Source organism: Streptomyces sp. NBC_00989, assembly GCF_045162655.1.
GTDB lineage: Bacteria > Actinomycetota > Actinomycetes > Streptomycetales > Streptomycetaceae > Streptomyces.
The window spans coordinates 17,096-41,505 of the sequence record NZ_CP108729.1 but is presented as its reverse complement, the minus strand read 5'-3'; the positions used below and the strand labels follow the sequence as shown (position 1 = coordinate 41,505).

29 protein-coding genes and 1 tRNA gene are annotated in these 24,410 nt (G+C 68.6%); 15 read left to right on the top strand and 15 right to left on the bottom strand.

The window, feature by feature from the left end; translation table 11 throughout:
* Nucleotides 1-10 precede the first annotated feature (10 nt).
* Both OG714_RS54415 and OG714_RS54410 read right to left on the bottom strand, forming a co-directional pair.
* On the bottom strand, nt 11-835 hold the full coding sequence (locus tag OG714_RS54415; protein WP_331732046.1) for a hypothetical protein: 825 nt from the start codon (nt 833-835) through the stop codon (nt 11-13).
* Nucleotides 836-1,086: 251 nt separating this feature from the next.
* A complete protein-coding gene (locus OG714_RS54410; protein ID WP_406132271.1) occupies nt 1,087-1,911 on the bottom strand; it encodes a hypothetical protein in 825 nt (274 codons plus the stop codon).
* Nucleotides 1,912-2,069: 158 nt separating this feature from the next.
* Between OG714_RS54410 and OG714_RS54405 the strand changes: the two genes are divergently transcribed.
* Nucleotides 2,070-2,999 carry a hypothetical protein gene (locus OG714_RS54405; RefSeq protein ID WP_331732040.1) on the top strand — a complete coding sequence of 310 codons (930 nt, stop codon included), beginning with the start codon at nt 2,070-2,072 and terminating at the stop codon, nt 2,997-2,999.
* A 63-nt stretch (nt 3,000-3,062) separates the two neighbouring features.
* Here the strand turns inward: OG714_RS54405 and OG714_RS54400 are convergent, their stop codons facing one another.
* The 4 genes from OG714_RS54400 to OG714_RS54385 all read right to left on the bottom strand — a co-directional run bounded on the left by OG714_RS54400 (nt 3,063) and on the right by OG714_RS54385 (nt 7,109).
* Nucleotides 3,063-3,230 carry a hypothetical protein gene (locus OG714_RS54400; protein ID WP_331732037.1) on the bottom strand — a complete coding sequence of 56 codons (168 nt, stop codon included), beginning with the start codon at nt 3,228-3,230 and terminating at the stop codon, nt 3,063-3,065.
* Nucleotides 3,231-3,487: 257 nt separating this feature from the next.
* Entirely contained in the window at nt 3,488-3,880 is a 393-nt protein-coding gene (locus OG714_RS54395) for a hypothetical protein (RefSeq protein WP_331732034.1), read from the bottom strand.
* On the bottom strand, nt 3,880-6,291 hold the full coding sequence (locus tag OG714_RS54390) for a Helicase associated domain protein (RefSeq protein WP_331732031.1): 2,412 nt from the start codon (nt 6,289-6,291) through the stop codon (nt 3,880-3,882). The genes OG714_RS54395 and OG714_RS54390 overlap by 1 nt, the downstream gene beginning before the upstream one ends.
* Entirely contained in the window at nt 6,288-7,109 is an 822-nt protein-coding gene (locus OG714_RS54385) for a hypothetical protein (RefSeq protein WP_331732707.1), read from the bottom strand. The genes OG714_RS54390 and OG714_RS54385 overlap by 4 nt, the downstream gene beginning before the upstream one ends.
* Nucleotides 7,110-7,551: 442 nt before the next feature.
* On the opposite strand from OG714_RS54385, the gene tap reads away from it, so the two are divergent.
* The 10 genes from tap to OG714_RS54335 all read left to right on the top strand — a co-directional run bounded on the left by tap (nt 7,552) and on the right by OG714_RS54335 (nt 13,910).
* Entirely contained in the window at nt 7,552-9,666 is a 2,115-nt protein-coding gene (tap, locus tag OG714_RS54380; protein WP_331732028.1) for a telomere-associated protein Tap, read from the top strand.
* Nucleotides 9,667-9,669: 3 nt separating this feature from the next.
* Nucleotides 9,670-9,927, top strand: a complete 258-nt coding sequence (locus OG714_RS54375) for a hypothetical protein (RefSeq protein WP_331732025.1) — start codon at nt 9,670-9,672, stop codon at nt 9,925-9,927.
* Nucleotides 9,928-9,929: 2 nt separating this feature from the next.
* The gene (tpg, locus tag OG714_RS54370) at nt 9,930-10,490 is read left to right on the top strand and encodes a telomere-protecting terminal protein Tpg (RefSeq protein WP_331732021.1); all 561 of its coding nucleotides are present in this window, start codon (nt 9,930-9,932) and stop codon (nt 10,488-10,490) included.
* 8 nt (nt 10,491-10,498) lie between these two features.
* A complete protein-coding gene (locus tag OG714_RS54365; RefSeq protein WP_331732018.1) occupies nt 10,499-11,074 on the top strand; it encodes a hypothetical protein in 576 nt (191 codons plus the stop codon).
* 12 nt (nt 11,075-11,086) lie between these two features.
* Nucleotides 11,087-11,695, top strand: a complete 609-nt coding sequence (locus tag OG714_RS54360) for a hypothetical protein (protein ID WP_406132270.1) — start codon at nt 11,087-11,089, stop codon at nt 11,693-11,695.
* Between the two features lie 151 nt (nt 11,696-11,846).
* A complete protein-coding gene (locus OG714_RS54355) occupies nt 11,847-12,218 on the top strand; it encodes a hypothetical protein (protein ID WP_406132268.1) in 372 nt (123 codons plus the stop codon).
* Complete coding sequence (locus tag OG714_RS54350) at nt 12,215-12,646, top strand: hypothetical protein (RefSeq protein ID WP_331732009.1); 432 nt, start codon at nt 12,215-12,217, stop codon at nt 12,644-12,646. The genes OG714_RS54355 and OG714_RS54350 overlap by 4 nt, the downstream gene beginning before the upstream one ends.
* A gap of 210 nt (nt 12,647-12,856) precedes the next feature.
* The gene (locus OG714_RS54345) at nt 12,857-13,213 is read left to right on the top strand and encodes a DUF6221 family protein (protein WP_331732006.1); all 357 of its coding nucleotides are present in this window, start codon (nt 12,857-12,859) and stop codon (nt 13,211-13,213) included.
* A 74-nt stretch (nt 13,214-13,287) separates the two neighbouring features.
* On the top strand, nt 13,288-13,659 hold the full coding sequence (locus OG714_RS54340) for an STAS domain-containing protein (protein ID WP_331732004.1): 372 nt from the start codon (nt 13,288-13,290) through the stop codon (nt 13,657-13,659).
* Nucleotides 13,660-13,685: 26 nt separating this feature from the next.
* A complete protein-coding gene (locus tag OG714_RS54335) occupies nt 13,686-13,910 on the top strand; it encodes a hypothetical protein (protein WP_331732001.1) in 225 nt (74 codons plus the stop codon).
* Between the two features lie 44 nt (nt 13,911-13,954).
* Here OG714_RS54335 and istB read toward each other — a convergent pair whose 3' ends face one another.
* Nucleotides 13,955-14,752, bottom strand: a complete 798-nt coding sequence (gene istB / locus OG714_RS54330) for an IS21-like element helper ATPase IstB (protein ID WP_331731998.1) — start codon at nt 14,750-14,752, stop codon at nt 13,955-13,957.
* 15 nt (nt 14,753-14,767) lie between these two features.
* Complete coding sequence (istA, locus tag OG714_RS54325; protein ID WP_331731995.1) at nt 14,768-16,408, bottom strand: IS21 family transposase; 1,641 nt, start codon at nt 16,406-16,408, stop codon at nt 14,768-14,770.
* A 157-nt stretch (nt 16,409-16,565) separates the two neighbouring features.
* On the opposite strand from istA, the gene OG714_RS54320 reads away from it, so the two are divergent.
* Nucleotides 16,566-16,757, top strand: coding sequence for a hypothetical protein (locus tag OG714_RS54320; protein WP_406132267.1), 192 nt, complete (start codon nt 16,566-16,568; stop codon nt 16,755-16,757).
* Nucleotides 16,758-16,877: 120 nt separating this feature from the next.
* On the opposite strand, the gene OG714_RS54315 is transcribed toward OG714_RS54320, so the two are convergent.
* The 3 genes from OG714_RS54315 to OG714_RS54305 all read right to left on the bottom strand — a co-directional run bounded on the left by OG714_RS54315 (nt 16,878) and on the right by OG714_RS54305 (nt 18,058).
* Nucleotides 16,878-16,952, bottom strand: a tRNA-Gly gene (locus tag OG714_RS54315).
* Between the two features lie 48 nt (nt 16,953-17,000).
* Complete coding sequence (locus OG714_RS54310) at nt 17,001-17,657, bottom strand: hypothetical protein (protein ID WP_331731989.1); 657 nt, start codon at nt 17,655-17,657, stop codon at nt 17,001-17,003.
* A gap of 5 nt (nt 17,658-17,662) precedes the next feature.
* Nucleotides 17,663-18,058, bottom strand: a complete 396-nt coding sequence (locus OG714_RS54305) for a PadR family transcriptional regulator (protein WP_331731986.1) — start codon at nt 18,056-18,058, stop codon at nt 17,663-17,665.
* Between the two features lie 314 nt (nt 18,059-18,372).
* Here OG714_RS54305 and OG714_RS54300 point away from each other — a divergent pair, with 314 nt between their 5' ends.
* A complete protein-coding gene (locus tag OG714_RS54300; RefSeq protein ID WP_331732704.1) occupies nt 18,373-18,678 on the top strand; it encodes a DUF6247 family protein in 306 nt (101 codons plus the stop codon).
* Nucleotides 18,675-18,938 (top strand): hypothetical protein, encoded by a 264-nt coding sequence (locus tag OG714_RS54295; protein WP_331731983.1) that lies wholly within the window; start codon nt 18,675-18,677, stop codon nt 18,936-18,938. Before OG714_RS54300 ends, OG714_RS54295 begins: the two co-directional genes overlap by 4 nt.
* A gap of 1,230 nt (nt 18,939-20,168) precedes the next feature.
* Here OG714_RS54295 and OG714_RS54290 read toward each other — a convergent pair.
* A complete protein-coding gene (locus OG714_RS54290) occupies nt 20,169-21,155 on the bottom strand; it encodes a PIN domain-containing protein (protein ID WP_331731980.1) in 987 nt (328 codons plus the stop codon).
* A gap of 101 nt (nt 21,156-21,256) precedes the next feature.
* Between OG714_RS54290 and OG714_RS54285 the strand changes: the two genes are divergently transcribed.
* Nucleotides 21,257-21,904: a hypothetical protein gene (locus OG714_RS54285; RefSeq protein ID WP_331731977.1), complete on the top strand. Its 648-nt coding sequence runs from the start codon at nt 21,257-21,259 to the stop codon at nt 21,902-21,904.
* Between the two features lie 71 nt (nt 21,905-21,975).
* On the opposite strand, the gene OG714_RS54280 is transcribed toward OG714_RS54285, so the two are convergent.
* The 3 genes from OG714_RS54280 to OG714_RS54270 form a co-directional block, all read right to left on the bottom strand.
* A complete protein-coding gene (locus tag OG714_RS54280; protein ID WP_406132266.1) occupies nt 21,976-22,713 on the bottom strand; it encodes a hypothetical protein in 738 nt (245 codons plus the stop codon).
* Between the two features lie 207 nt (nt 22,714-22,920).
* Nucleotides 22,921-23,661: a hypothetical protein gene (locus OG714_RS54275; RefSeq protein WP_406132265.1), complete on the bottom strand. Its 741-nt coding sequence runs from the start codon at nt 23,659-23,661 to the stop codon at nt 22,921-22,923.
* Between the two features lie 120 nt (nt 23,662-23,781).
* On the bottom strand, nt 23,782-24,333 hold the full coding sequence (locus OG714_RS54270) for a hypothetical protein (RefSeq protein ID WP_406132264.1): 552 nt from the start codon (nt 24,331-24,333) through the stop codon (nt 23,782-23,784).
* Nucleotides 24,334-24,410 lie beyond the last annotated feature (77 nt).

Here is a 24,410-nt window from a genome sequence, read left to right as displayed (position 1 = left end):
GCGGCTCCGGTCAGTCACTGGCCGGACCGGGGTGGCTCTGTCCGGCGCGCCGGGCCTGTTCGGCCGCGAGTCGCTTGGCCTTGCGCCGGACCCGCTCGCCGAAGGCCTCCGGGCCGGCGGCGCCGGTGGTGGCGGCGGCTTCGGTCCAGGTGGTGCCCTCGCCTTCGGCGTACGCGAAGACGACCCTGCGCTCCGCCGGGGTCAGGGCACGCAGTACGGAGTTGAGGCCCTTGTCCTCGAACACGCCGCCCGCCGTGAACGCGAGCAGGTCGACGTCGGCGGCGACCAGGTCGTACAGCGACAGCCCGCCGAGGTCAGCGTCCAGGGACAGCACCCGCCCGCGCCGGCTGCCGCGTTGCGACACCGGCACCAACTGCCGGTGCAGAGTACGGGCCTCCGCCCTCAGCGCTCCGATCGCCGTGGCGGGCAGATAACCGGTCTTCCACAGCGGATCGCACCAGTCGCCGAGAAGGGCGGTGGACACGGCCTCGCGCCACCGAGGGCTGCGATGGACCACCAAGGCCTTGGCGACGTGGTCGAGGGAAATGTCCCGCTCGGCGGGCGTGAGCGGGCGGCCCAGTGTGGACGTCGTCCGGCCGTACTCGGTACTGCGGATAATCATGGCCTGCACGAGGTCCGGCGGCCCTCCCGGAAGGTCCGGCACCGGCAGATCACTGAGTGCTTCGAGGCTGCCGTGGCGGCGACGGAGTCCATCCCGGCTTTCCAGACGGATGCCGTCCTGCATGACGGCGACGAACTCGGCCCTGTCTCCGGCGCGGCGCTCGGGCACGGCGACGTACCAGTCGCGGGTCGACTCGGCGTTCTGGGGATTCACTGCGCGCTGCTCCTTGCACGAGGGGGTGCTTCACCTCTCGGTCCCGGGGAGCGGGGCCACCGGCAATGAATTTCCCCCACGCTGGTGTGATCCGGGTCACGGTGCGGCGGCGGGGATGTACTGCGGGGCGAGGAGGGCGGGTGTTTCGTACCGTTTGGCGGCCCTGAAGCGGACGGCGTCCAGGGGCGTTGAACGGCCGGCCGGTTCGGAAGCGGGTGAAGACGAGGTTGGGACTGGCGGACGTGTTGCGGTCAGGCATCCCCGTAGTCGGGCTCGGCGTCGTCCATCCGTGCGTCGATGCAGTACGTCTGCTTCTGGGCGAAGAACGATGTCATCAGCATCACGGCGATGAGGCAGTGACCTTGATTGAGGTGCTCCAGGGAGGGACGGTGCGCGACCAGGTGGCGGGACAGGTTCGGCGGCATCGGATCGCCCTTAGAAGCCTGGTATCTCGTATACAGGGATTTCAGAGGCAGGAAGAGTGCCATCGGATCCAGGCCGTCTCCCCACGCAGGCGACGCAGGCTTACGGTATTGGGCCTTCCGTGACAGGCCCGCGTAGCTGGTCCGCCTCCTCACCCACGCCTGGACGTCCTTGTCCAGCTTCTTGTCCTCGATGTCGGGGGTGCGCTCCTTGATCTCCTCCTTCTGGTACTTCTGCTCCCAGGGGCTGAACTGCTTGAATTCCTCAGGGTCGCGGGGCACGTTCATGACGTCGTAGAACGTGTCCTCGGTGCCCAGCAGGGCCAGGCAAGCTGCTGCCTCACGATGGCCCGCCCGGAAGGCCGCGAATACCCGGTGCGCGAGAGCGACGTCCGCGCGCATCCATTCGTCCCCGCAGGCGTCGATCTCCGCCTCGCAGGCAGAGAGGATCGTGTCCTCGAACTCGCTGAGGACTTGCAGCCGGGCCTCGTGCCCGCTGACGGCCAGCAGCGCGCCCAGTACCTCAGCCGGTGGAACCCACGCGACAGGGATGCCGTCGGCCTGGGCAATGTTCAGCAAGTCGGTGACGGGAGTGCTCTCCAACCCCCGCCAGTTCTCGAAAGCCACCCCGTCCGCTGAGCCGATCAACTGCACGGCACTGTCTGATATCTGAGCATCCGTACTCGTCATGCGGCGTATTCTGCCGAGTTTCTGACGGTACAACTGCGGCTTCACCGAGAAGCGGACGGCGCCCCCGTGGTACCGGCGGTCGGGCGGCCCGTGCGGTCGGGGATTCGGGGGATGATCGAGGGATGGACGATGACCTCTCCGCCGTCGCGGCCAGCAGGCGGGAACCAATTGGCCTCGACGGACTGTCGGCGCCTCGTCGGCGCACGGTGGACGAGCACATGTTCAGCGCGCTGGTGACCTCAGGGCAGTCGTCAACGTGCCGACTGCAGTTGTTCACCGCGGACGGGGCACGGCCTGTCGTGGTGGTCACCCAGGTGATGGGTGAGGGTATGAGCCTGACGAACGCGGTGGAAGCGTTCGCCGCCGCGGCGTGGGAGCGGTACTGCCCGCAGGAGGTACTCCCGCCCGTGTGGGTGCAGCGGCTCCTGGGTTCCGAGGGAGAGGCCCTGCCGACAGGATTCCAGGTGGTGCGTTTCACCGAGGGACAGCCCTACCGGCCGCAGAACCCCCGCTGGTCTGCCATCACCGTGGAGCAACTGAAGGAACTGGTTGGCACGCGGGTCGAGGAGGGGTGTGGCGACGGCTATGTCCCGCGCCCTGAGGAGCCGGAACCGGACCTGGTGTTCGAGGAGTTCACGGTGGTCCGCCTCGCCCGTCCCCGCCCCTTCAGGAAGCCGGAGTGCATGCCGGTCGGCGTGACGTGGTGGCGGCGCTGGGCACGCCAGGCCTGGCCCCGGCGTGGGGCCCGGGGGTGCTGCTGGTATCACGGCGGCGACTGGCACGAGGTCAGCGCGATGGCGCTGGACGTGCTGAAGCAGGCCCGCGCGCAGCCGGTCGCCCCGCAGGACATGGAGCAGTACGCCGTCGCTCATGCTGACGCGGCAGGGGCGAGCCGGTGGCAGGTCGAGGCGTTGGCCACGCTGTTCAACGTGGCCGACGCGATCCAGCCCTCCAGGAATCCGGGTTACATCAACGGTCAGCACCGGGCGCAGGCGTTGCTGGATGCGGGGGTGCGCCGCACCGTCGTCCTGCGGATGGTCTGGGCGCAGTAGTCGGTCATTCCCTCCGCCCGCTGTCCTCGGGTGCGAGCGTTCGGGGCGTCCGACGGGCATCGCTCACTCCGGGGCGGGTGGCCGACACGCCGGTTCCACGGCGTGGGTGAGGTCGTCCTCGCTCATCCCCAGCGGGTGCTGCAGCCGGCGTTGCAAGGGGATGTGCAGATCGTGGTGGGTGACCAGCCGGGCTGCGTCGTCCTTCGGGTCGGTCGGCAAGAAGCGCGTCAAGTCCGCCGTCCGGCCCGTGTGCGACGTCAGGGTGTCGTCCCCTTCCCGTGGAACGTGGCGCGAACGAACACGATCTGCGCCATGCGCTGCCCACGTCAAGAGGGGGGACAGGGGCGAGATGGCTCCCAGGGAGCGGAATCGTGGGGATCGGTGCCGTTGGCTCCTTCGTGCTCGACGCGAACGTCGTGCGTGCGTGGTCCGCCTTTCCCTGGCGTTCCGTCCGGAAGAGCCGACCGCCGCAGTACGGCCGGGGGTGCTCACCAGTCGTCGGGGGCGTTTCCCACCCACGCGATGGGCTGGCCCTCGCTGTTGTGTCCCCAGTGCGGTTCCTCCATCGACGTCTCGTGCCCTTCGTCCAAGACGCAGATCCGTCCCCAGCGGCCGTGCTTGCCGGGACAGATCCCGGTGAGCAGGGCCACGTCGCCGTCGTGCACCGCTTGGTCGTAGCGGCCCTGGAAAGGCTGGAGACGGGCGCGCAGCTCCAGGCCGAACTGCGCCTCCGCCGCCTCGGCTTGGGCCCGCGCTCGCTGTACCTGCGGATCGGACATGACGAACGAGAAGACCTTCTCCGCCCAGAACCAGTCCATCTCCCGGCGGTGCCGACACACGGCCGCCTGCACCCGCTGCTCCTGGGAGCTGTCACCGGCCATCACGCTGCCGCTTCCTCCGCCGCCCACGCCAACCCGAGTTCCGAGAGCTGCCGAAGCTTGTCGCTGGTCAGCTTCGCCCTGCGGCCCTTGAGGTTCATCACCCACACCCCGAGCTTGATCGCGTGCTCCTGGCCGTCGACGGCAATCGTCTCTGCGTGCCCCCTGGGCACCGTCACCGAGCCCGTACGGGCCTTGTACTGAGCCAGGGCCGCCAGACCCAACTCGAAGGCCCCCAGCGGTGCGTTGGCCGCCTTCACGGGCGCCTCCGCGGGCGGGGCCAGCGGTACGATGCCGAGCTGCTCCAGGCGCTCGCGCTGCCCGGTCTTCAGCGTCGCCCAAGTGGCGTGCTGGCGCTGCTTGTTGAGCCATCGTCCGACGTCCTGGCCGTGGATGGTCATGCCGGGCAGGACCTCGGTCTGGTCCTCATCGCGCAGCAACTCCCGCACGGCCGCGAAGTGCCGCTGCCAGTCGGCCGGCCAATCCGGATTCCAGTCCGGGTCGACCTCCTGGAGCGCGGTCTCCCACTCCGGGTGGCCCTCCAGCGCACCCGCGCGGCGCAGGTTGCTCAACCACTGTCCTACCGGCCTGTCCAGGGCTACGGCGGACCTCGGAGCACAGAGGCTCCAGTGATCTTCGTAGTACGCCTTCGCGGCCTCCAGGTTCTCCTGGAACTTCTCATCGGCCACCGACCACACCATGCCCAACTGCTCCAGCCGCCGGGCGCGTTGGCCGTTCATCTGCCCCGCGCCGTAGGCCCGTCGCTGTTCCGCGTTCCACTGTCCGAGCGGGTAGGCGCCTTCCTTGTGGCCGTAGGGCACCCGGGCGTGCTTCTCGCGCTCGGTGAACTTCTTCAGCGCCGCCCAGCCGCGGGCCCAGTCCTGCCGTTCCGTGTCGATGACGTTGAAGGAGACCCAGTCCGCGACCGTGTTCGGGTCACGCGGGGCCGCGAAGCGCAGCAGCAGACGGGATTCCTCCTCGCCGTCCTTGGGAGGCGTGCCGATGTACGTGGACGGCTGCACGTCGGCCTTCTGGGGCTCCTGCGGGATCGCGAGCAGTTCCACGGCCTCCTCGTCATGAGCCCGCAGCCCTTGAAGAACCTTTACCAGGGGCCGGTAGGAGCCGGAGGTGAACATCTCCTCGGGCTCTTCTCCCGGCTGGAGGAAGACGGGCACGATCAGCGAGGCCAGCTTGTTCTGTCCCGGCTGCTGCCGCAGGGCCCGGCCGATGGCCTGGACGATGTCGTGGGGCGCCCCCTTGGGGTCCAGGAGGGCAACGCAGTCCACGGCCCGGATGTCGACGCCCTCGCCCAGGACGCGGCAGTTCGACAGGATCGCCCGCCTGGCGGTGGTGGCGAACTCACCGAGGACCCCGCGCCGGCGCTCCGGGTCGTGTTCGCCGCACAGCCAGTCGGCCCAGATCTTCGCCGGGTACGTCTCGGGCTGGTCGGCGTGCAGCTTCGCCGCGACGCGCTCCAGCCCCTCGGCGTAGGCCTGTGCCTCGATCGTCCGGTGGTGGAAGGTGATGCACGTGCTGAGATTGTGCTCCGCCATGGTCCGCAGCAGCGCCGCGTGGAGTGCCCCGAGCCGCTGCCCGCGCACCTCCTCGCTACGCCGTTCATCGCCCATCAGCCGCTCCGGGGTGACGACCGGGTCCCTCAGCTCCATGACGATGATCTGGTAGCGGGCGAGCAGGCCGCGGGAGACCGCCGACGCCATGGAGAGCTTGTAGAGCACCGGACCGAAGACGTCTTCGTCGTCCATGGAGGCCGCCAGTTCCTCCGGCAGCGCGTCGCGCACCCCCTCGGCGACCTCCCAGTGCGGGGGGCGCTCCTGCCAGATCCGCGGCGTCGCCGTTAGATACAGCCGCCGCGCCGCCGGGATGACCTCCTGGTCGTGGACGGCGGCCCACGCCTTCCCCAGAGATCCACTTGTGCGGTGGGCCTCGTCGACACATACCAGGTCCATGGGGGAGAGCTGCTGGCCGTACACACCGGCGAAGGCTTCGTCCAGGACGCCGAGCGAGGCGTACGTGGCGTAGATGGTGATCGGCCCGTCGCCGTGCCACAGCGCCAGCTGGATGGGGTTGGTGGTGCAACGGACCTTCAGGGTCCACAGTTCGGGGTCGTCGTGGAGCGAGCACACCGCGACGGCAGGGCCGTTGTGGCCGGCCGCGCGCCACGCCCGGATGGTCTGGGTCAGCAGGTCCAGCGTCGGCACCAGCACGAGGACGCGCCCCCTGGGCGCGATCCGCTTCGCCGCGGCGGCGGCGATGATGGTCTTGCCCGTCCCGCACGCCGCGTGCACCTGTCCGCGCAGGCCGTTCGCCGGGATCCCGCCGGGCGGGATGTCCAGGCCCCGCACGATGGCGGCCACGGCTTCAACCTGGTGGTCGCGCAGCTTGATCCCGGTCACCGCTCGTCCCTCTCTCGCGTGTCGTACAGCCAGGCGTCGCTCAGCCGCTCCAGCGCGGTCTCCTCGTGACCCTCCTGGCCCCAGACCCCTCCCAGCCACATCGGATCGCTGTCGATCCTCTCGCACAGGAGGAAGCACACGGGCAGGTCGATCAGAACGAGCTCGCCCGCGAACATGCCGCCGGGCCCGTAGCGGAGCCACAGCTGCTCCAGCCGCTTCCGCTTCTCCCGCAGATACTCCGAGAGCGCCTGCGGATAGTTCTCGCGCTCCGCCACGCGCACGGTCAGCAGCGCGACTCCCACAAGCTCCCGCGAGAACTCCGTGTCCCACGTCTCGGATGTGGTCGCGGTCACCGCCGCGTAGTGCTGCTCACAGATGGCGAGCACCTGCCCGACCAGCTCCGGGGACGCCTCGCCTCCCTCAACCGTCCGCCTGCGGGCGGGAGTTGGCTGCGCGGACGCCTCCTGCCGCGCCTGGTGGGCTAGGAACCGCCTGGCGGAGGCCGCGCCCCCGCGCCGCTGGTAGCGGAAGTCGGCGACGCCGGCCAGGTCGCTGAAGACGGCCGCGACGCCGTCGCGCCAGCCCTTGCCGTAGGCCTCACCCCGCTCGGGGAGAGCCGACCCGTCCCGCTCGACCACGTGGCGCTGCGCCCCGGCAACGGCCCCGGCCTCGACGGCGCAGACGAGTTCGTCGGCCGCCTCGGTGCTGAATCCTGCGGCCGCCAGGACGGCGTGGACCTGGACCTGGGCGTTCACACCGGCGGTCTCGTACTCGGAGACCCGGTGGAGCGGATCGCTGCTGAACTGGCGCGCGCCCATCGTCACCCCAGGCCTCCGTCAGCGCCCGGGTCGGTGCCGTCCGCCTGGAACGGCGCAGCACGCTGCAGTGTGGGTGTCGAGCGGATCAGATCTTCCTGAGATGCCATGTGTCAGTACCTCCATCCAGGACCCTAGCAGAACTTACCCTAATATTTAACCTCAAATTTTACTCGTTCGGATGAATGGCCGAATGGAGCGGGGTGTGCCGCCCCATGACAGCCACAACGACACCACACACCGCCCCATGTCAGTGACCCGCCAAGCTCAACACCCCACCACCAGCGAAAACGCAGTGACCTGACATGCCGTCACTGACATCACCCACTGACACCAAACCGGCGCATCGCAGTCACATCCGCATGCCACGTCACCCGAAAGAGTAAAGTGAGGGGTTAAACGGAAGGGTAAGCAGTGCTAACCTCCTGGATGGAGGTACTGACACATGGCATCTCAGGAAGAGCTGTTCGCGAACGTCGAAGCTCTGCTGGAGGAGGAGCCACTGCTCCCGCCCCCGGCAGAGCGTGCCCGACTGCGCGAGGCGGCCGGCGTCCCCCAGACCCGGGTGGCGAAGGCCCTGGGCGTGACCGAGCAGACGGTGAAGAACTGGGAAAACGGAAGGAGCGAGCCCAAGGAGCCGCGGCTGTCGGCGTACAAGCGACTGCTGGACGGCTGGGCGGAGCGCTACCCCGCGCCCGGCACCACCCCGGCTCCCGCACCAGCCGCACCGCAGGCGGCACCGGTCCCGGAGACGTTCACCGGCCCGACCGGGCCCGAGGCGCCCGCCGTTGTGGAGACGCCCGCTGTCCCGGCCGCCCCGGAGCCTGAGACCACCGTCGCCCGGCGTGCGGCGTCAACCTCGCGCCGACCGGCGCAGCAGCGTGCCGTGCCCGCGGTCGACGCGCGGTTCCCGCACGGTCCGCTCGCGGTGCTGGACGGCGACGGCAACGCGTACGGCGTCGACGGCATCGTGCTCGACTGCCCGGCGACCACCGTGGTGGAGCTGGTGGAGTGGACGCTCAAGGCGTCCGGCCTCGGTGCGAAGAAGCTGCACAATTTCGGCAAGGACTCCGACCCGCTGATCGTCATCACCGCGGCCGCCGCGGTGAAGTTCGGCCTGCCGGAGCGCCTGGAGGACCGCCGGGGCCTGCGCCTGGAGGAGGACCACCCGGTCGTCAAGCAGGTACTGAAGGCGAAGTGGCAGCTCACCAGGCGCGGGTTCGGCCCGTGGGCCCGTATCTACCGCAAGGCTCAGGGGCGTGAGCGGCAGTGCGTGCAACTCGCGATCCTGCCGTGGGACGCCCTCGATGGCCGGTCCTGGCCCGGGGTCACGGAGACGGAGATGGAGCCGGCCGACATCGCCCGCGTCCTGGGGGTGTACGCCCAGCGGGTCATCACCCCGCGCGGCAGCACGGCGGTCAACGGGCTGGAGCTGATGACGGCGCTGCGGCCGCCGACCCGCCCCGTGCAGGACAAGGAGACCGGCAACTGGGTGAGCGGCCATAACCCGGGTTCGCTCGGTACGGAGCCGCTGGATCCGGCGCCGCCGGAGGCGAGGCCCGAACACCCCGTCGCACAGGGCTGGACGGGCGGGTTCGTTCATGAGGAGGCGTACGAGTGGGTGCGGCCGGTGGACCTCCTCACCGGTACAGAGGGCGCGATGCCCTACGCGGTCGGGCTAGACCTGAACACGGCGTTCCTCGCCGCCTCGGCCCGGCTCACCGTCGGCCTGTCCGCCCCGGACCATTTCTACGCCCCGGTGTTCAACCCGAAGATCCCCGGCAGCTGGCTGGTCGATCTCTCCCACATCGAGCTGGACCCGCGCCTGCCCTCGCCGTTCACGTCGGACGGCTCCCGTCCGACAGGCCCGGCCTGGTACCAGACGAACACCGTCGCCTACGCCCAGGAGCTCGGCTTCAACGTCGCCCCGATCGAGGCGTACCTGCGCAGGGAGAAGGGCGCGTACCTGGATCCGTGGCACGACCGGCTCAAGACGGCTTTCGTCGACACCCTCGCCGACCTCGGCGTCACCAAGGACCTCACGGACACCGAGTTCCTCGCGGCGATGGAGCAGCACAAGCAGGTCGACCCGGTCCTGACGGCGGTCCTCGCAGCGATCAAGGGCACGGTGAAGGGCGGCATCGGCAAACTCTTCGAGGGACCGCAGGGCAAGGGCCACCGCGACGGCGAACCGTGGCCGGCCATGCAGCGCGCCACGTGGGCTCCGTGGATCCGCAACGCCGTCACCTCCAAGGCGCGGGTCAACATGCACCGCAAGCTCAACAACATGGCGAAGCTGACAGGCCTGTACCCGCTCGCGGTGCTGTCCGACTGCGTCGTCTACGCCTCGCCGGGCGCCTCCCCGCTGGACTTCCTGCCGTACGCGGCCTCCGGCAAGCCGCAGCAGGGCACCTTCCGCCTCGGGCCGACGCCCGGCCTCGCCAAGTTGGAGGGCGTGCGGGACTTGGCGTGGGCGGTCGACCTGATGGAGCAGGGCTACAACCCCGCCCGTCACATCAAGGGCGACGGTCACGACGCCGTCCTGGACGAAGGCGAATAGGGCGTGGCCACCGACACCCGAACGTCCCCCGCTTCGGGCGGATCCGCCCGAAGCGGCACGCCGTCGCTGGAGGCCGGTGCGGAGCTGGAGCGGACGCTGGACCGCCTGGAGGCGCGTATGGAAGCCCTGCAGTTGTCCATGCGCATGCGCCGTACTTCGGCGCGGTTCGAGCTGTGGCGGCACGACCTGCGCGAGACGCGCGAGACCTGGTTCCTGCTCGTCGACCCCGACGGCCAGGACCCGACCCCCGTAGGGAGCTGAACGTGGGCGAGATCGAGGACGCCATCGCGCGTGCCGAGCAGGAGACCTTCACCCAGGAGCTGCCCAAGACGCTCAAGGGCCAGATCAACTTCCTGGTACGGCAGTTGGGCAGCGCGAAGGCCGTTGCCCAGGAGATCGGCGTCACCGCCGACTCCGTCAGCCGCTATCGGCGCGGGGCGCGCAAGCACCCGCCGAAGGAGATCGCGTCGAAGATCGACGGAGCCATCCGGTCGCGCTGGCAGCCGGGCGTACGCAAGCGCCGCCGCAACCACGCCGCCACCGTCGGCGGGGTCACGGTGGAGACCAGGGCTCAGGTCGGGTACAAGGCCGGACCCGGATCGACCGACGACGGCCGCTTCCGGCGACTCACCGTGCACCTCCCGCCGTCGTACGCGCAGCGCCTGTTCGACGCCCGCGACGCAGGCGCCAGCGACCAGGAGATGCGCGAAATCGTCGCCGAGGGCCTTAAAGAAATCTATTTCCAGGACGGCGGAAGACGCGCCGTGGGACTCTCAGAAGTCATCCTGAACGACATTGATTACATCGATCTCGACCTGAAATAAGGAAATTCGTGACCTCCACCGAATTCCCGGCTATCGACCGCGACAAGAGTCCGCTGATCGACGCCGACTACGACCCCGAGCGCATCGCCGCCGCGCTGCGCAACAGCCCGCACCTTCTCGCCGCCGACGGTGAGGCCGGCGGTGACACCGTGCGGTTCACGACCCCGGACGGGGCCGTCTTCACCCTCACCCTGCGGGATGCGCCGCCGACCGACGACGACATCCTGCCCGATCCGTTACTGAACGAGGCCGTGGCCGCCGCGATCCTCAACGACCGCAACTTCTGCGTGGCCAGTCCGGACTACCAGGGCGAGGACACCATCACCGTCCAGACCCGTTCCGGTGGTCGCTACCTCCTGGTCCTGGGCTTCGAATCCGCCGAAAGTGACCAGAAGCCGTCGACCCCTGCCGCCGACATCGCGCAGGCCGCCGACCGGGTTCTCATCAGCAACCCGTCCGACGCCGACCGTTCCGCGGCGGAGCTCCTCAACTACATCGCCGCGACCTGGAACAAGCAGGACCTCCCGCTGCGCCAGCACGCCCAGGCCGTCGCCCGTAACCTGCTGCGCGCCCTGGACCAGTAGGAGGGACGGACGGTGATGGTCACGGTCTCCGCGCCGCGCGGCGTGGGCGAAGCGATGCTTCATCTCGACATCGACGACGTGGAACATGAGCGGCGTCGTGCCGCCGGGCTGGGTGTCGCCACCGGCTACGGTTTCGGCGGACTCGATGTGCTGATGGGCCTTCCACACGGTCTACCCGTCCCGCTCTCCGCACTGAACAGCCATCAGCGGGAGTACGTCCGGCAGGCGCCGGCCGGGATCTGCACAGTCAATGGCGGCCAGGTCGTCCGCCACGTGACCCGCCCGTGCCGGGTCACGCTGGCCACGGTGCGGGCCAGGAGTGCCTCCCAAGCGGCGCTGGCCGCGGCGTCACGGTTCACGCAGTTCTGTGCCCGCCGGGTGGTCATCACGAGTGCCCCGAGCCTGAGTTGGCCCGAGAAGGTGCTGGAGTTCGGCCTCTACGGCATCGGTGTCTGCCTTGAGCACGAGGACGGCGAGCTGGAGACGCTGGCGGAGCCGCGCCCGTGGCGGCCGAAGCGGCGGCACACCCCCGAGACGTGGTGGTTTGCCGAGACCGCCTACGGCCGGTTCCTCAACCCGCAGCCGGCACCCGAGACGGTCGGGCCCCTGCCCGCTGCCTGACCCTCCAGATCCACCCGTCGGCCCTAACCCGCCCGGTCAGGCCGACCACACCAGGGCTCGGGTCCCCGGCATGTCAGCTGCCGGGGACCCGAGCCTCCAGTGTTCCGCAGTCAACCAGCAGACGCAGCCCATCCCTCAGCAGGAGGACCCCGTGCCGTACGACCACGACGACGACCTGGACGGCATCGTCCACACCCGCAACCGGCAGGCCGGCCAGCTGGACTACATCAACACCTACTACCGGCTGCCCGAGCGGTTCGGTGTCCGCGCGGCGATCGGCGGCCGGGTCAGGCACGCCGACGGAGAGGGCGCGATCGTCGACACCGCCGGGCAATACCTGCGCGTGCTCCTGGACGGCGCCACCGAGCCCGTCACCCGCCACGCCACCGCGAACATGACCTACTGGGCGCCGACGGGGGGATGGGTGCAGGCGACCCCGCTGCCCGACCCGTACGCCACGGCCGGCGCCCCGCCGATCGCCGACACCGGACAGGTACGCGCTGCGGAAGGCACCATCGCGTGAGCGCGCCCGAAGAGCTCGCGCTGCGGGTGCAGTTCGACCTGGAGAGCGCCGGACTCACGCAGAAACGGGACGGTGGCGGGGCCGGCGGATTCGCTGTCTACATCCTTGAGCAACAGGTGCACGTCGACTGGTTCACCCACGCGCGGCTCGATGGCGCGGATCTCGACAGCCAGGACCGCCCCGACGACCTGTTCGCCGACACGAGACGGCGCTACGAGACGGCCACCACTGCGATGCACCGCGCCCTCGTCTCGGTCCTCACGTCCTTCGGCTACCGCCCGCAGCGCTGGGGCTTCGGGTCCGGCTACACGATCTCCGCGGACACGACACCCTCCATGCCCGCTCCGACCACCCCACCGACCCTGACCTCCACACGGACGGCAGACCACCAGACCAGGAGTGACAGCGTTGACTGGCTTCGTAGGTGACGGTTGACTCCACTTGTAGGTGGGTTCTGACTCCACCCGGCGCCTGGGGGACCCGGTTTTGTAGGTGAGAAATGACTCCACCTGGCGGCCCCGCTGCGGCGGGCTGAGCCCGTGCCGGGGCAGGGGTTCGAGGGCGTTGTTGCCCAGGGCCCACTGATCGTGGGAACACACGTGGGACGATCGGTGTGGGTCTGCGGCCTGGGAGGACACATGCGCGCGAAGTCGAGCACGGACGAGCTGATCACCTTCGTGAGGGCTCGCTTGGCAGAGACCGCATCGCAGGCCGAGTTGTTCCACGAGCTGGTCTGCCCTGCCGTCGCCTCGGGAGAGCCGGGAGCGCGCACTGCCGTGCTCGAAGGCTGCGTCTGTCCCGTCCCGAGGCAGATCCTTGACCGCGTTCGGGCACTCCGGTCGGTGCTGGGCGACTGCGAACAGCGGATCCGCTGTCAGGACCCGCAGGATCCGAAGTGGCCGCTGGACCCTGTCTTCGCCGCACAGACTCTCCGCGCCCTTGCCCTGCCCTTCGAACTGCACCCCCAGTGGCAGGACGCGTGGCTTCCCGGATGACGTCTGGACTGTGCTGGTGGCCGCGGCGGCCCATAGGGTGGTGACAGCTCGTCCCGCGTTCAGGGGCGGGTGGTGTGCCGGGAAGTCTGGTCGGCGACGTGTCCGTCGCGCCCGGAAGGCTTGCCGTGCAGCTCAGACCTCCTCCCCGCCATCGTGACCGGACCGTCGTCCGGCTGCGGGGAGAGCTGGCCGCGAGCAAGGTGCCTCGCGTCCGCAGGAGACTTCTGAGAGCGTTCGCCCGAGCCCCCAGCGTCATGGAAGTGGACCTCGGAAAGGTCACCTATCTCGCCCCCGAGGTGCGCGGACTGCTCCTGGCAGCCGCGGCCTCCGCCCGCCGTTCCGGCATGCGGTTCGTCATCAGCCGTGCCTCGCCCCGCAACCTGCGTGTGCTGGACGAACTGGGCATGCGGCGCCTGACGGACGTGCCCCTTCTTCCCGGCCCGTAGCTCCGCAACAAGACAAGAGTCTGGCGATGTCATCCCCGAACGGTCCCTCCTCTCCGCCTCCGCCCACCCGGCAGGAGCTTGCGGTCCAGGAGGTCCTCACCTGCTTCGACGCCTATGCCCGTATCCGCGCTTCGCGGGACAGCGTCCTTTCCGCCGCCCGCGTCGGGCCGCGCGAGGAAGAACGCGCCTTCGCCGATCTGCAGCAGGCCGTCTCCCGGCTCCGCACCGCTTCCCGGCCGGCAGGACCGTAGGACCGGAGAGAAGACATCCGGGCCGGGCGGCGGGCGCCGCCCGGTCAGCCCGCGGCGGCCTGCTGTGCGGCGCGGGCGCGGGTGGCAGCGAGGCGGTAGGAGTCGGTGCCGGTCTCGATGATGTTCCCGCCGAACGTCAACCTGTCCACTATGGCCGCGCAGAGCCGTGGATCCGTAAAGGTTTTCGTCCAGCCACCGAAGGATTCGTTGGAGGCAATCGCCACGGAATTCTTTTCCTCACGCTCCGTCAAAACCTGGAACAGCAGTTCCGCCCCGCGACGGTCAAGCTCCATATAGCCCAATTCATCAATACAAAGAAGGTCGACGCGGCCGTAGCGGGCGATGGTCTTGGCCAGCAGCTTCTCGTCCGCGGCTTCCACGAGCTCGTTGACGAGCTTGGTGGCCAGCACATACTTCACCCGGTACTCGTGCATCGCCGCCTCGGTGCCCAGCGCGATGAGCAGGTGCGACTTCCCGGTCCCGCTGTCGCCGATCAGACACAGCGGCAGGCCCTTCTTGACCCAGTCGCATTTGGCGAGGGTATGGATAGCCGCCGCGTCGATAACCGGGTTGGCGTCGAAGTCGAACTGCCGGATCGATTTCTCGCGCGGAAATCCGGCCGCCTTGATCCGCCGCTCCGAGCGCCGGCGGGCCCGGTCGTCGCATTCGGACAGCAGCAGTTCGGCCAGGAATCCGCGATACGTCATCTGGTCACGGGCGGCGGCTTCGGCCAGGTCGGGGTACTGAGTGCGGATGGTGGGCAGCCGGAGCATCCGGCATGCCTGGTCCACGGCGGTGTCGGCGGCCTGTTCGGTCAGTCCGCGGTTGCGCTTGGCGGTCACGGTGCCTCTTCCTCGTTATGCCTGGCCGTCGGCGGGACGCCGGCGGAATCGCAGCAGCTGGTCGTAGGCGGCCACCGACGGCAGCGGCCTGGGGTCGGGCGGCAGCGCGGCCAGGCGCCGCTCGGTCAGCGAGGTCACCGTCGCCCCGCCGTCTACCCGCCGCGGCGGTATGTCGTGGTCGGCCGGCTGGTCGGCGCCCTGGTCGGCCTCGCCCCACTTGCGGGCCTCCAACGCGACCGCGTCGGCGGTCAGCGCGCCGGCCCGCAGCGCGGTCGCGATCCCGGCGACCACGTGCTCGTGGACCATGTGCCGGTGCAGCAGCAGGACGGAGATCAGCGCCCGGGTGCCCTCCGCGTCACCGTGGGCGGTGCAGGCCGCCTGCCACCAGGCGTCGTGCACCGGGGTGAACCTGCCCGCCGAGCGAGCCTGGTCCAGCGCGGTCGCCCCGGGCAGCGCGCCCGGTTTGCGGACCAGCGCCTCCAGGTAGTGGTCCAGCTCCAGCCGGGCACCGCCCTTGGCGATCAGCCGCTCGTGGCGGGCGACTTCCCGGTGCGCGTCGTAGACCACCAGCTCGGAGGCGTGCAGCACGACCCGCACCATCCGGCCGATCAGCCGCACGGGCACCGAGTAGTGATTCGTGCGCACGCTGACCTGGCTGTAGCGGTTCACCCGCAGCGAGGACACCAGCCCGGTCTCGAACTCCTCCTCGGGCAGCGCCACCAGCAGCGGGCGCTCGACGGCGAACATCTCACCGATGGTCAGCGCCCGCTGCATGATCCGGCGGGCGTCGTCCTCCTCGTCCCAGCGCTCAACCATCGCGTTCAGCTCGGCCAGCGAGGCGACCTTCGGGACGGGGACCAGGTGGTTTCTGCGGAACCAGCCGATCTGCCCCTCGACGCCGCCCTTCTCGTGGGCGCCCTCGATGCCGGGATTGCAGTAGAAACTGTTGATCGAGAAATGCGAGCGGAATGCCGCCCAGCGGTCGCTTTCCACCCGGCCCCGGGTGCGGCCCAAAACCTGGCTGACCGCGGCCCGCAGATTGTCGTAGCGGACCTTGCCGCGCGGCACGCCGCCCAGCACCTGAAGCGCGTGGACATGGCCTTCCAGGAACGCTTCCTGCCCGCACGAAGCAAAGATCTTGTGCACGGACTTCCCGCTGAACGACAGCCGCAGCGAGAACAGGAACACCTTGGTAGGCACGCCGTCCAGGTGGATCCACACGTCCCCGAAGTCGACCTCCGCCTCATCGCCGGGGCGGTGGGTCTGCGGCACGAACGCCTGCGGCGGCCCCCGGCCCTCCTCCACCCGGATCTCCGGACGGCGCACGGCGATATAGGCGCGGACCATCGAGTAGGTCACGCCCCGGGCGTCGTGCTCGTCGATCAGCCGGTCGAAGACCCGCTTGACGGTGTGCCGCTGCTTGCGCGGCGCGTCCAGGTCATCGCGCAGGATCTGGTCGATGGTCGCCTTGAACGCATCCAGGCGTGAGATCCGGGGCGGAAGCTGCTTGCGCGGCGCCGGCCACACCGACTCCAACGCCATCGCGACCGTCCGCCGGCCCACCCCGTACTTGGCCGACAAAGCCCTGCTGGACAGCCCTTCGACCCGAGCGTCATGGCGTATCGCCGCGTACAACTCGACCTTCGAAAAGGGCACTTGAGCCACCCAGGGCTAGCTGATGCACCCCGATACTCCCACCGCAAGGCCCCCAGTGGAGTCAAAACTCACCGACATCAACTCTCCGCCGACAGCACTGGAGTCACACCCCACCAACACCTGGCCTCAACTCTCACCTACAAAGCCAGTTGACGAAGTGCCCGTCGCGGTCGCCGACATCCTCCAGGCCGCCAGCAAGCTCCGCTGCTCCCACAACGCCGACGACCTGGACAGCGTGCTTTCCGACGCGACGGCCGACCTCCTTGAGCACATCGCCGACACCTGGGACCAGCAGGATGACCAGACCCGCCTGCGCACCATGAGCCTCGCCCTGGCCCTGATCCTGTAGGGAGATCGGCCGGGGTTTCGCGTTCGCACCCTCGGCGCTGACGCGGTGCTGGGCTGTTGGGCCGCAGTACGACCCGCCCACGCTTGAGGCCCCCACCCCGACTAGGGGTGGGGGCCTCGATGGAGCGCCGGCCAGGACTTGCACCTGGACCTCCCGACAGGAAGTCGGGCGTGCTGCAATTACAACCACCAGCGCCAGCCGGTCGCCGTTACGCGGAACGACCGGACGGAATCTGACACTACATCATTCCGCTTTCCCCGACCGTCGCTGCCGCCGGTAGGCCCATACGGCAACGGCGATCGAGAAGGTAGCGGCACCACTGAAGCAGCCCGCCACCAACGCAACAGGCGCACCCAGAAACATGGTCCCGACCATCGTCAGCACCACAGCCACGCTCGGGGTCAGCACCATGAACCGGATCCGCTCCATCCGGCTCAGACCGAACACTAGGTCCGCGAGGTCCTCCAGCCACTCCGGAGCGGTACCGCCACTCTTCGGCTTGGCGTCCTTCATCACGGGGGACGGGCTAGGTCGCGGGCTCACGACTGCGGCGGTGGAGCGGGCACCGTAGAGCGCGAGCTGTGTGGCGAACAGCATGGCCCGCACGAACTTGGCGACGAAGAAGCCCTTCTCGTCGAGGATGTCCCACAGGTCCGCCGTCCACTTCTCGTAGAGCGCGGCGCGTACGTCCTCGGGGGTGGACATGCGGGCGATCCGCAGGATGAGGAAGGGGATGCGGCGGGTGACCGCCTTCGTCATCGCCATGAACATCTCGTAGATGAAGGCGGCGATGACGGCGACGATCAGGGCCATGGTCCAGCCGTTGATGTCGTGGTCGAGGAGGACGAAGCGGTCCCCCGCAGCCGTGGCCGTGGCGTAACCGGCCGAGAGAGGGTCCACCGGGCTCAGATCCTGTCCGTCGAGGGGCGGAGCCGGCCGATCGTGCCGGTGAGGCAGCCGACGATCCGGCTGGCCTGGGGGCCCAGCTTCCAGCCCGGGGAGGACTGCGGCGGGCGGACGCTGTCGCTCAGCTCGACCAGCGCCATGTGAGCTGCGCGAACACCGAGGCCCGTCATCCGGTAGTAGTGCCGGGCCGGGCGTCCGGCTTCCTTCGGGTCGACGTCTTCGATCTCGCAGGTCACCCAGCCGGCCTTCTCCATGTTGGCGAGGCCCGGGTACAGCGAGCCGCTGCCGACGTGGGCGGCTCGCATCAGTTCGCTGGCGTAGAACGTGCGGTCCGGATCCTCCAGGAAGGTCTGGAGCATCCTCACCACAGCGGGTGTGAGGGTCTTCTGGTCCATGCTTTGAGAGTACACCCTCATTTCGCCGTTGACCTAGCTCTGAGCTGCTCAGTCAACGCTTGATCGAGGTCGATAGCGACGAAGCTGCTGGTGAGCCAGGTACAGAAGGGCGTGGACGCACCTGTGGCCGCCTAGTGGCGGCCGGGTGGAGGGGGAGAAGGCGGAGGGGGTGATCCGCTTGGACGACTGTGGGGTCCATTGGCGCCACTGTCCGGGAGGTCGGGTGGTGCGGGAGCCTCCTGGACTGTGGCATGCCCGCATCCACGGCCACCCGGCGCGCGTACCGTGAGGTGACGACCCGCCGGGAGGACCAGATGAGCGCGCAGCCCGACCACGCACCCGTCACCCCGTACGTCCCCGCCCCGGGTGCTCCGGCCGAACTGCTCGCGCAGCTGCGTGCCGACCGGCGTGCCGATCGGTGGGTGCCGGCCTTCGAGCAGGAGTGGTCGGCGGCGCTGGAGGAATCCCGCCGGACGTTCTCCCTCGCCCACCTGTACGAGGTCGTCCAGGCGTGGGAGGCCCGCGTCGCTTCCATCCCGGCGGTCGACGTGTTCCTCGCCTCCGGGAAGGACGACAGCACGTTCGTGGGCCTGGACGAGATCCGGAGCAGGCGCCGGTGACCGAACCGCAGCCGTACGCGGTCCGCCTCTCCTCGCAGGCCGCTAAGGTGCTCGACGCCCTGCCCGAGTACGCGGAGCAGATGCTCTGGGACGTCCTGGACGCCACGGCCGACAACCCGTGGGACTTCCCGCAGTGGGACGCCGGGGACCCGGAGGGCGAGGACGTGCGTATCGCGTCCGTCGGCCAACTGTCCGTCATCTACTTCGTCAACCGGGCGCTGCGCCACCTGTCCGTTCTGGACATCGTCTGGCTCGGCTGAGCTACCGCCCGTTCGAAGCGACTGCTGGCCAGGCAGCTTGCCTCCATCGGAGTCTTCCCCTCGCGCTGAGGTGCGAGGGGAAGACCCCGACGGTCAGCAGCACGAGGGCGATGATGCCCGTCGCGCCCTACTGCGACTGGACGATCTGCCCGACTCCGCTGCTACGGAGCCGAACGCGGCACACCTCTGAGCCCGAGGTCGTCCTGAAGCAAAACTTCCGCCAAAGTGGCCAAGTTGGCAGCCAACTTCACTGCTGTTGTCCCCACTCGACCCCTGCTCATAAACAAGATTCAGGAAACTCCCACTAGATGGGACAGAGTTTTAACGTTTGGTCGTGACCCAGGAGAACGGAGCAGTGAACGGCATATGCCTAGTTGACCAGGAGGAATACGGGAGCTGCGAGCCGCAAACAGCAGGAGAGAAAGCAGAATCGCAGCCCTCCGCTCTGTACTGCCTCAGCCCGCCATATCGTAGGCTGAGCAATGCGGGTGATGCCCCAGAGCTCTATCGGGACAGATGTTGTTGTGAAGCAGCTTGTTCGTGTGGCGCCCGAGCAGCAGGGACCTCTCGTATCTCAAAGAGAGAGGATGTGCCAGGTGGCGAGCAGTGACAGGGTGATGTTACTGATACGAGTTCTGCCACTGAAGTAGCCGAGCAATCACACCCCTTGGCCATGTTGTTCAAGTTGGTTTCCAACCGATAACTACTTGTCTCTACACAGGTAGATCTCATAACCACTTTTCCCTGGACTCCCCAAAAACGGCGGGAAGTGGTAGCGATTGGCCCGCAACCTCGGGAGTTGGCGACCCTTGGTTTTCGGAAGGTCCACAAAGGGCACAACCCGCGGCAAAGGCAATACGGGTGGCTGCTACCACTCCGCCTTTGATCTACAGGGATAAGTGCACACCTCTGAGCCGAAGGGAAACCAATGTCCGATACTTCCTCCGATGCGGACCCGAGCGTTCGCGGAAAGTCTCACTGGATTCCAGTGTTGATCGCTTTCGTGCTCGCGGGTACTGCTCTCACCGCCGCGGTCGTCATGACCGTGCTCCGCCCGGCAGACCCGGCTGTTCTGGGAACCGCCTCGGCGATCGCTGCCTCTGGCCTCACGGCAGCGGCGAGTGTTGCCCTTCCCCGGAACTGAGGGATGCGAGAGCGCGTCCGAAAGAATCGCAGGCACGTGCCCGCCGCCTTTGTGCGACGGGCACGTGGCGCCCGTAGGTAACCGCCTCATGGGCGGTGACGTACCTGCACGTTCGCCCGGCCCAACTGCCATCTGCCGGGCTCGACTTGGCAGAAGGCGGGGAAGCGGTGCAGGAGCCGTCCCAGCCCGTCCATCTGGCGCCGGTGCGGGATCTGCACCGTGGCGGGCAGGGCGGCGAGGATCTCGGTGCGGGTCATCGGCACCGGCGAGCGGGCGAGCAGCCGGGCAACCTGAGAGAGCGGGTCGTCTCCCGCAGCGCCGCGTTCTGCCTGCGTCCAGCCGGGCTTGTGCAGCTCGTATTGGGCGAACGGCTCGCCCAGGACCCGCAGGACTTTGGTGCCGAACCTGGTCAGTTTCGCGCGAGTCTCGGGGGTGAACCGGTCGCGGTTGACGTAGGCGTACCCGCCGACGAGGGCCATCGCGATCCCGGTGGCCACCGGGTGGGCGCGGGCCAGCCTCGCGGCGCCGTAGAGGCCGTATCCGGTCCCCGCGACCATGGTGCCGCCGGCCTGCATGCCGGCCTCCGCATCGCCGATCTTCCCCACGGCGGCCCGTACGTCCCTCCACTTCGGGACGGCGATGCCGTGGCGGATCAGGTCGGGGTCCTCGGCGAAGAGCACGACGGGCGCGAGGAGTCCGGCGAGCTGGAGGATGCCGACGTCGCTGAGGTCCTCCTGGGCGAGCTTGTCGGCGGCCGCTGTCATCGGCAGGCCGTCCGCGCACACGACGTGCAGCAGTGGGACGTACTGCTGCCACCACAGGCGTTCCGCCGCCGCGAGGCCGAAGGCGCCGCCCTCGCGCTTGAGGTCGGCGAGCACGCGGGGGACCTCGGCCCACACGTAGTGCGGGATGAAGCCGCGCAGTGTGCCGTCCTGCATCCCGTCGACGAGCGAGGACGGCCGACCGCGGAAGACCGCTGCGGTGACGTCCGTGGTGAGCACCGAGGTGTCGAAGACGCCGATCCGGAAACCACCGCCGGTCGTTGGGCGGGGGCGGGTGTAGAGGCTGGACATGACGGGAGCGTAGGCCCCCAACTGGACGGCCGGGGACGCATTTTCTGCGGGTCGGGCAAGCGGCGAGGGCCGGCTGGACCTTCACGGCGTACGTTGCGGGGATGACTGCTGCGCAGTGGGTCTCTGCTGGGGGAACAATCGCGGCAACGGCCACGGCCGTGTGGCTTGCCGCCCGGCAGCGATCTGTCCAGGAGCGCGTACTGGCTGGTGCTCAGAGGGAGAAGGCCGCCCACATCGCGCTCGAAGTGCTCGACCGGGATGGCGTGACGGTCCGGAACTACGGCCTCACCCCGATCACAAGGGTGGTCGTGCGGGCAGAAGTGCACCTCGATGAGGACTTCGGACCAGACGAGGGCTGGCAGACGGTCGAAAGGGTGCGAGCGCACGGTGTCCCGCGCAAGCAGGCCCTGTTGGCCGCCGGCGATACGGCGCGTTTCACCTTCGACTGGAGCGAGCAGGCAGTTGACCCCGCTCTCCGGTGGCAGGAGCCCGATGTGACGTACGAATACACCGATGCGGCGGGCACTCGGTGGCGGCGCGCGGGGTTCGATCTGCCGGTCCCGGTGGGGGGAGTTCCTCTCCCCGGCAGTGCTGCGGAAGGGCGGCGCCAGAAGTGGCGCACCAGTAAGCGACGATGGAATCGGCGACGCAGGGACCTGTGGAGGAGCCTGCGACTCGGTGTCCGTGGCAAGGGCTTCACTAAGAAGGGCCGTCAGAAGCGACGCCTCCGCAGCCCTGAGGAGAACTGAACTCGCCGCCGTGGATCCGCTGACGCCCCTACAGACGCCGATCAGAGCGTGGTCCTCCCGGCTGGTCGTCCTCAAGCACCCAGGAAGAGCTGAGGCAGCTGCTCGACCGTCTTCAGGGCCACGGCGTAGTTCTCCCGGGCCTGCTTGATACGGCGAACGTCCACGACCAGATCGGCATACAGATCCTGGATACCCCGCTCGCGCTGATCACGCAGCCGCTCCAAAACCTCTTCGGCAGCCCCCAGCTCCTTCTCTGCCTTCGCAGCGGCCTCGGTGACGTAATCGGGGACAACCGCGTGCTCGAACCGGCGCAAGGAGGCGGCACGCTGTACGGCGGTGTGGTGCTCCGTCCTGGTGGTGCGCAGCTTCAACACGGCGGCGGAGCACGACAGATAGACCTTGGTGTCCTCGATCATCGCCACGACCTGGTCGTCGCGGACCAGGTCGAACAGCCGGCCCTCGAAGAAGTCGGTGGAGCCCCGGTGGGTCTCCAGAGCGCAGGAGTCCAGGAACTCCCTGTCGACGCGGGACCTCGGCTCGTACGGACCACCGGCGATCAGGTTGTACGGAGCGTTCTCCGCCCCCTGCCGGAGCCCCCACACGGCCAGCTCGCCCTCGCACTCATACACGACGTGCCAGTGCTCCCGGCCCGCAGTGCGCATGCTGTGGCAGCACTTCGGGTCGACCACGACTCCCCAGAGGCGGCCCCGAACCGAGCTGTCGTGATCAAACGGGCTGCGGCGGGGCAACTGGCTGTAGATCGCCTTCGACATCCGCTTGCCGTTCACGGACACGACCTTGATGGTCACGGTGGCCTCTTCAGCTACAAGCTCCATGCCCGGAGAACGGGGACCTGTCCGGTGACGACGCGGCGAACCGTCAAAGTTCCCGCGTTCAGCCGAGCCGGGAGATTCAGCCGAGTTGCTCGCGAAACTGCGCGCAGACGGCGTGCGGAGCGGTGGGTGCCGGCCTTCGATCAGGAGTGGGCAGCGGCGTTCCCGTACTGCTGGAGGGAGTCAGACCTGGAACGGCAGGGAGCTCGACGGCCCTCCCGGGGCGAGGTAGCGGGCGCCCATGTTGTCCATGGGGCTGAAGTAGACCATCGCAGTCCACCAGGCGGCAGCCTTGCGTGGCTGCTTCAACTGCAGCAGGTTCGCATAGGCGTACACCAGGCGATGGGCGGGCCGGTTATCGATCGGGCCATACGGAAGGACGTCGCCGAAGGGGTAGGGGAGCGACTGCTGTAGGACGCAGACCCCGGCGGCTGCCCAGGCCAACCCAGCCTCCAGGTCACCACGGACGAGATCCTCTTCGCTCTCCACGTCATTCGGATCGAATTCCTCGTCCTGGTCAGCGAGGTCGGCGAGCTCGTAGGCGATGGCGGTGTAGGTATCGAGATCACGCGGGTGCAGCCGACGGCCGCCGATCGTCACACACGCCTTCTCGTAGGCGGCGTCGTACGCCTCGTCGGTCTCCTCGTCGGGCGACCACACCCGTTCCATCTCCCATTCTGGGCGGGGCGGCAATTTCGCGATCTTCTGCTCCAGCCGGGACAGGCCGCCGGGCTGGTCTGCGTACTCGGCGTAGTGCGCCGCGGAGTCGAACATGTGGAGCTCTGGGTCCTGCATCCAGGCCAGCAGCGGTCGGTCCAGCTTCTCCAATGCGTCCGATGCGAGACCCGTCGGCGTCAGCCAGGGCATCACACCCTCCAGGGCTGCCTTCTGCTCCTTCGGCCCCAAGCCCACACTCATCGCCATGGCCGTCAGTATCCGCCGCCGGCTCTCTCGCAACGGGGTTCTTGCCGAACAGCCACCCAGACGTGCGACGGGGCTTGCGCCACTACGGCCGCGCTCATACCAAAGCGGTTCGGCCGGTGGTCAGGACTCGTCGCGAGAGGACGCCGCTGGCATGGACGGACGTCCGACCCAGGCCTCGTGGTGCACCGCGACAAATGATCCTTGTCGGCGGCGGCCTCTCAACACCCCGACGCGCGTTCTTCCTTCCACCACCTGCAGACCACTCTCCGACGGGTCGAGCAACCGTCTGTCGATCAGGATGGGCGCACGCTTCCACGTCCCGAGGGTTTCCCAGCATCGAGCAACACCCTCGTGAATTCCCGTTCTCCGAACGGCGACCCAGTGATCCGGGTTGGCGGCGTACTCCTCGATGCAGCCGTCGTCGGATGCTCCGGTCGGCATCTCGCTGAGCTCTTCAGCCGTCGTCGCTTCGAGGCCCCACACGACCCTGGAGAAGTCGATGTCCCTGTAATCGTGCAGGAAGTGGGAGTTGTCACCATGATCGTAGAGAAACTGCTCGACGACATCGTCTGGCCACCGCAATGAGGCGATCATGGAGTCGGTGCAGAAGTCTTCGAGGCTGAGGCCGCCCCGACGGCGCTCCATCACGGTTGCGAGGTCAGCGAGCTTCATGCCCCCACCGTAGAGCCACCTGCCCATGTCACCGGGGCACCCTCACCGTTCCCCGGCTACCTCAGGGCTCCTGCCGC

Excerpts from the sequence above, each read along its gene's own strand:
- OG714_RS54405 (WP_331732040.1), top strand. The coding sequence starts at position 2,070 with ATGGACGATGACCTCTCCGCCGTCGCGGCCAGCAGGCGGGAACCAATT.
- OG714_RS54270 (WP_406132264.1), bottom strand. The coding sequence starts at position 24,333 with ATGAAGCTCGCTGACCTCGCAACCGTGATGGAGCGCCGTCGGGGCGGC.
- OG714_RS54345 (WP_331732006.1), top strand. The coding sequence starts at position 12,857 with ATGCGCGCGAAGTCGAGCACGGACGAGCTGATCACCTTCGTGAGGGCT.
- OG714_RS54335 (WP_331732001.1), top strand. The coding sequence starts at position 13,686 with ATGTCATCCCCGAACGGTCCCTCCTCTCCGCCTCCGCCCACCCGGCAG.
- OG714_RS54285 (WP_331731977.1), top strand. The coding sequence starts at position 21,257 with ATGACTGCTGCGCAGTGGGTCTCTGCTGGGGGAACAATCGCGGCAACG.
- OG714_RS54300 (WP_331732704.1), top strand. The coding sequence starts at position 18,373 with ATGAGCGCGCAGCCCGACCACGCACCCGTCACCCCGTACGTCCCCGCC.
- OG714_RS54290 (WP_331731980.1), bottom strand. The coding sequence starts at position 21,155 with ATGTCCAGCCTCTACACCCGCCCCCGCCCAACGACCGGCGGTGGTTTC.
- OG714_RS54305 (WP_331731986.1), bottom strand. The coding sequence starts at position 18,058 with ATGGACCAGAAGACCCTCACACCCGCTGTGGTGAGGATGCTCCAGACC.
- tap (WP_331732028.1), top strand. The coding sequence starts at position 7,552 with ATGGCATCTCAGGAAGAGCTGTTCGCGAACGTCGAAGCTCTGCTGGAG.
- OG714_RS54385 (WP_331732707.1), bottom strand. The coding sequence starts at position 7,109 with ATGGGCGCGCGCCAGTTCAGCAGCGATCCGCTCCACCGGGTCTCCGAG.
- OG714_RS54395 (WP_331732034.1), bottom strand. The coding sequence starts at position 3,880 with ATGGCCGGTGACAGCTCCCAGGAGCAGCGGGTGCAGGCGGCCGTGTGT.
- OG714_RS54275 (WP_406132265.1), bottom strand. The coding sequence starts at position 23,661 with ATGGCGATGAGTGTGGGCTTGGGGCCGAAGGAGCAGAAGGCAGCCCTG.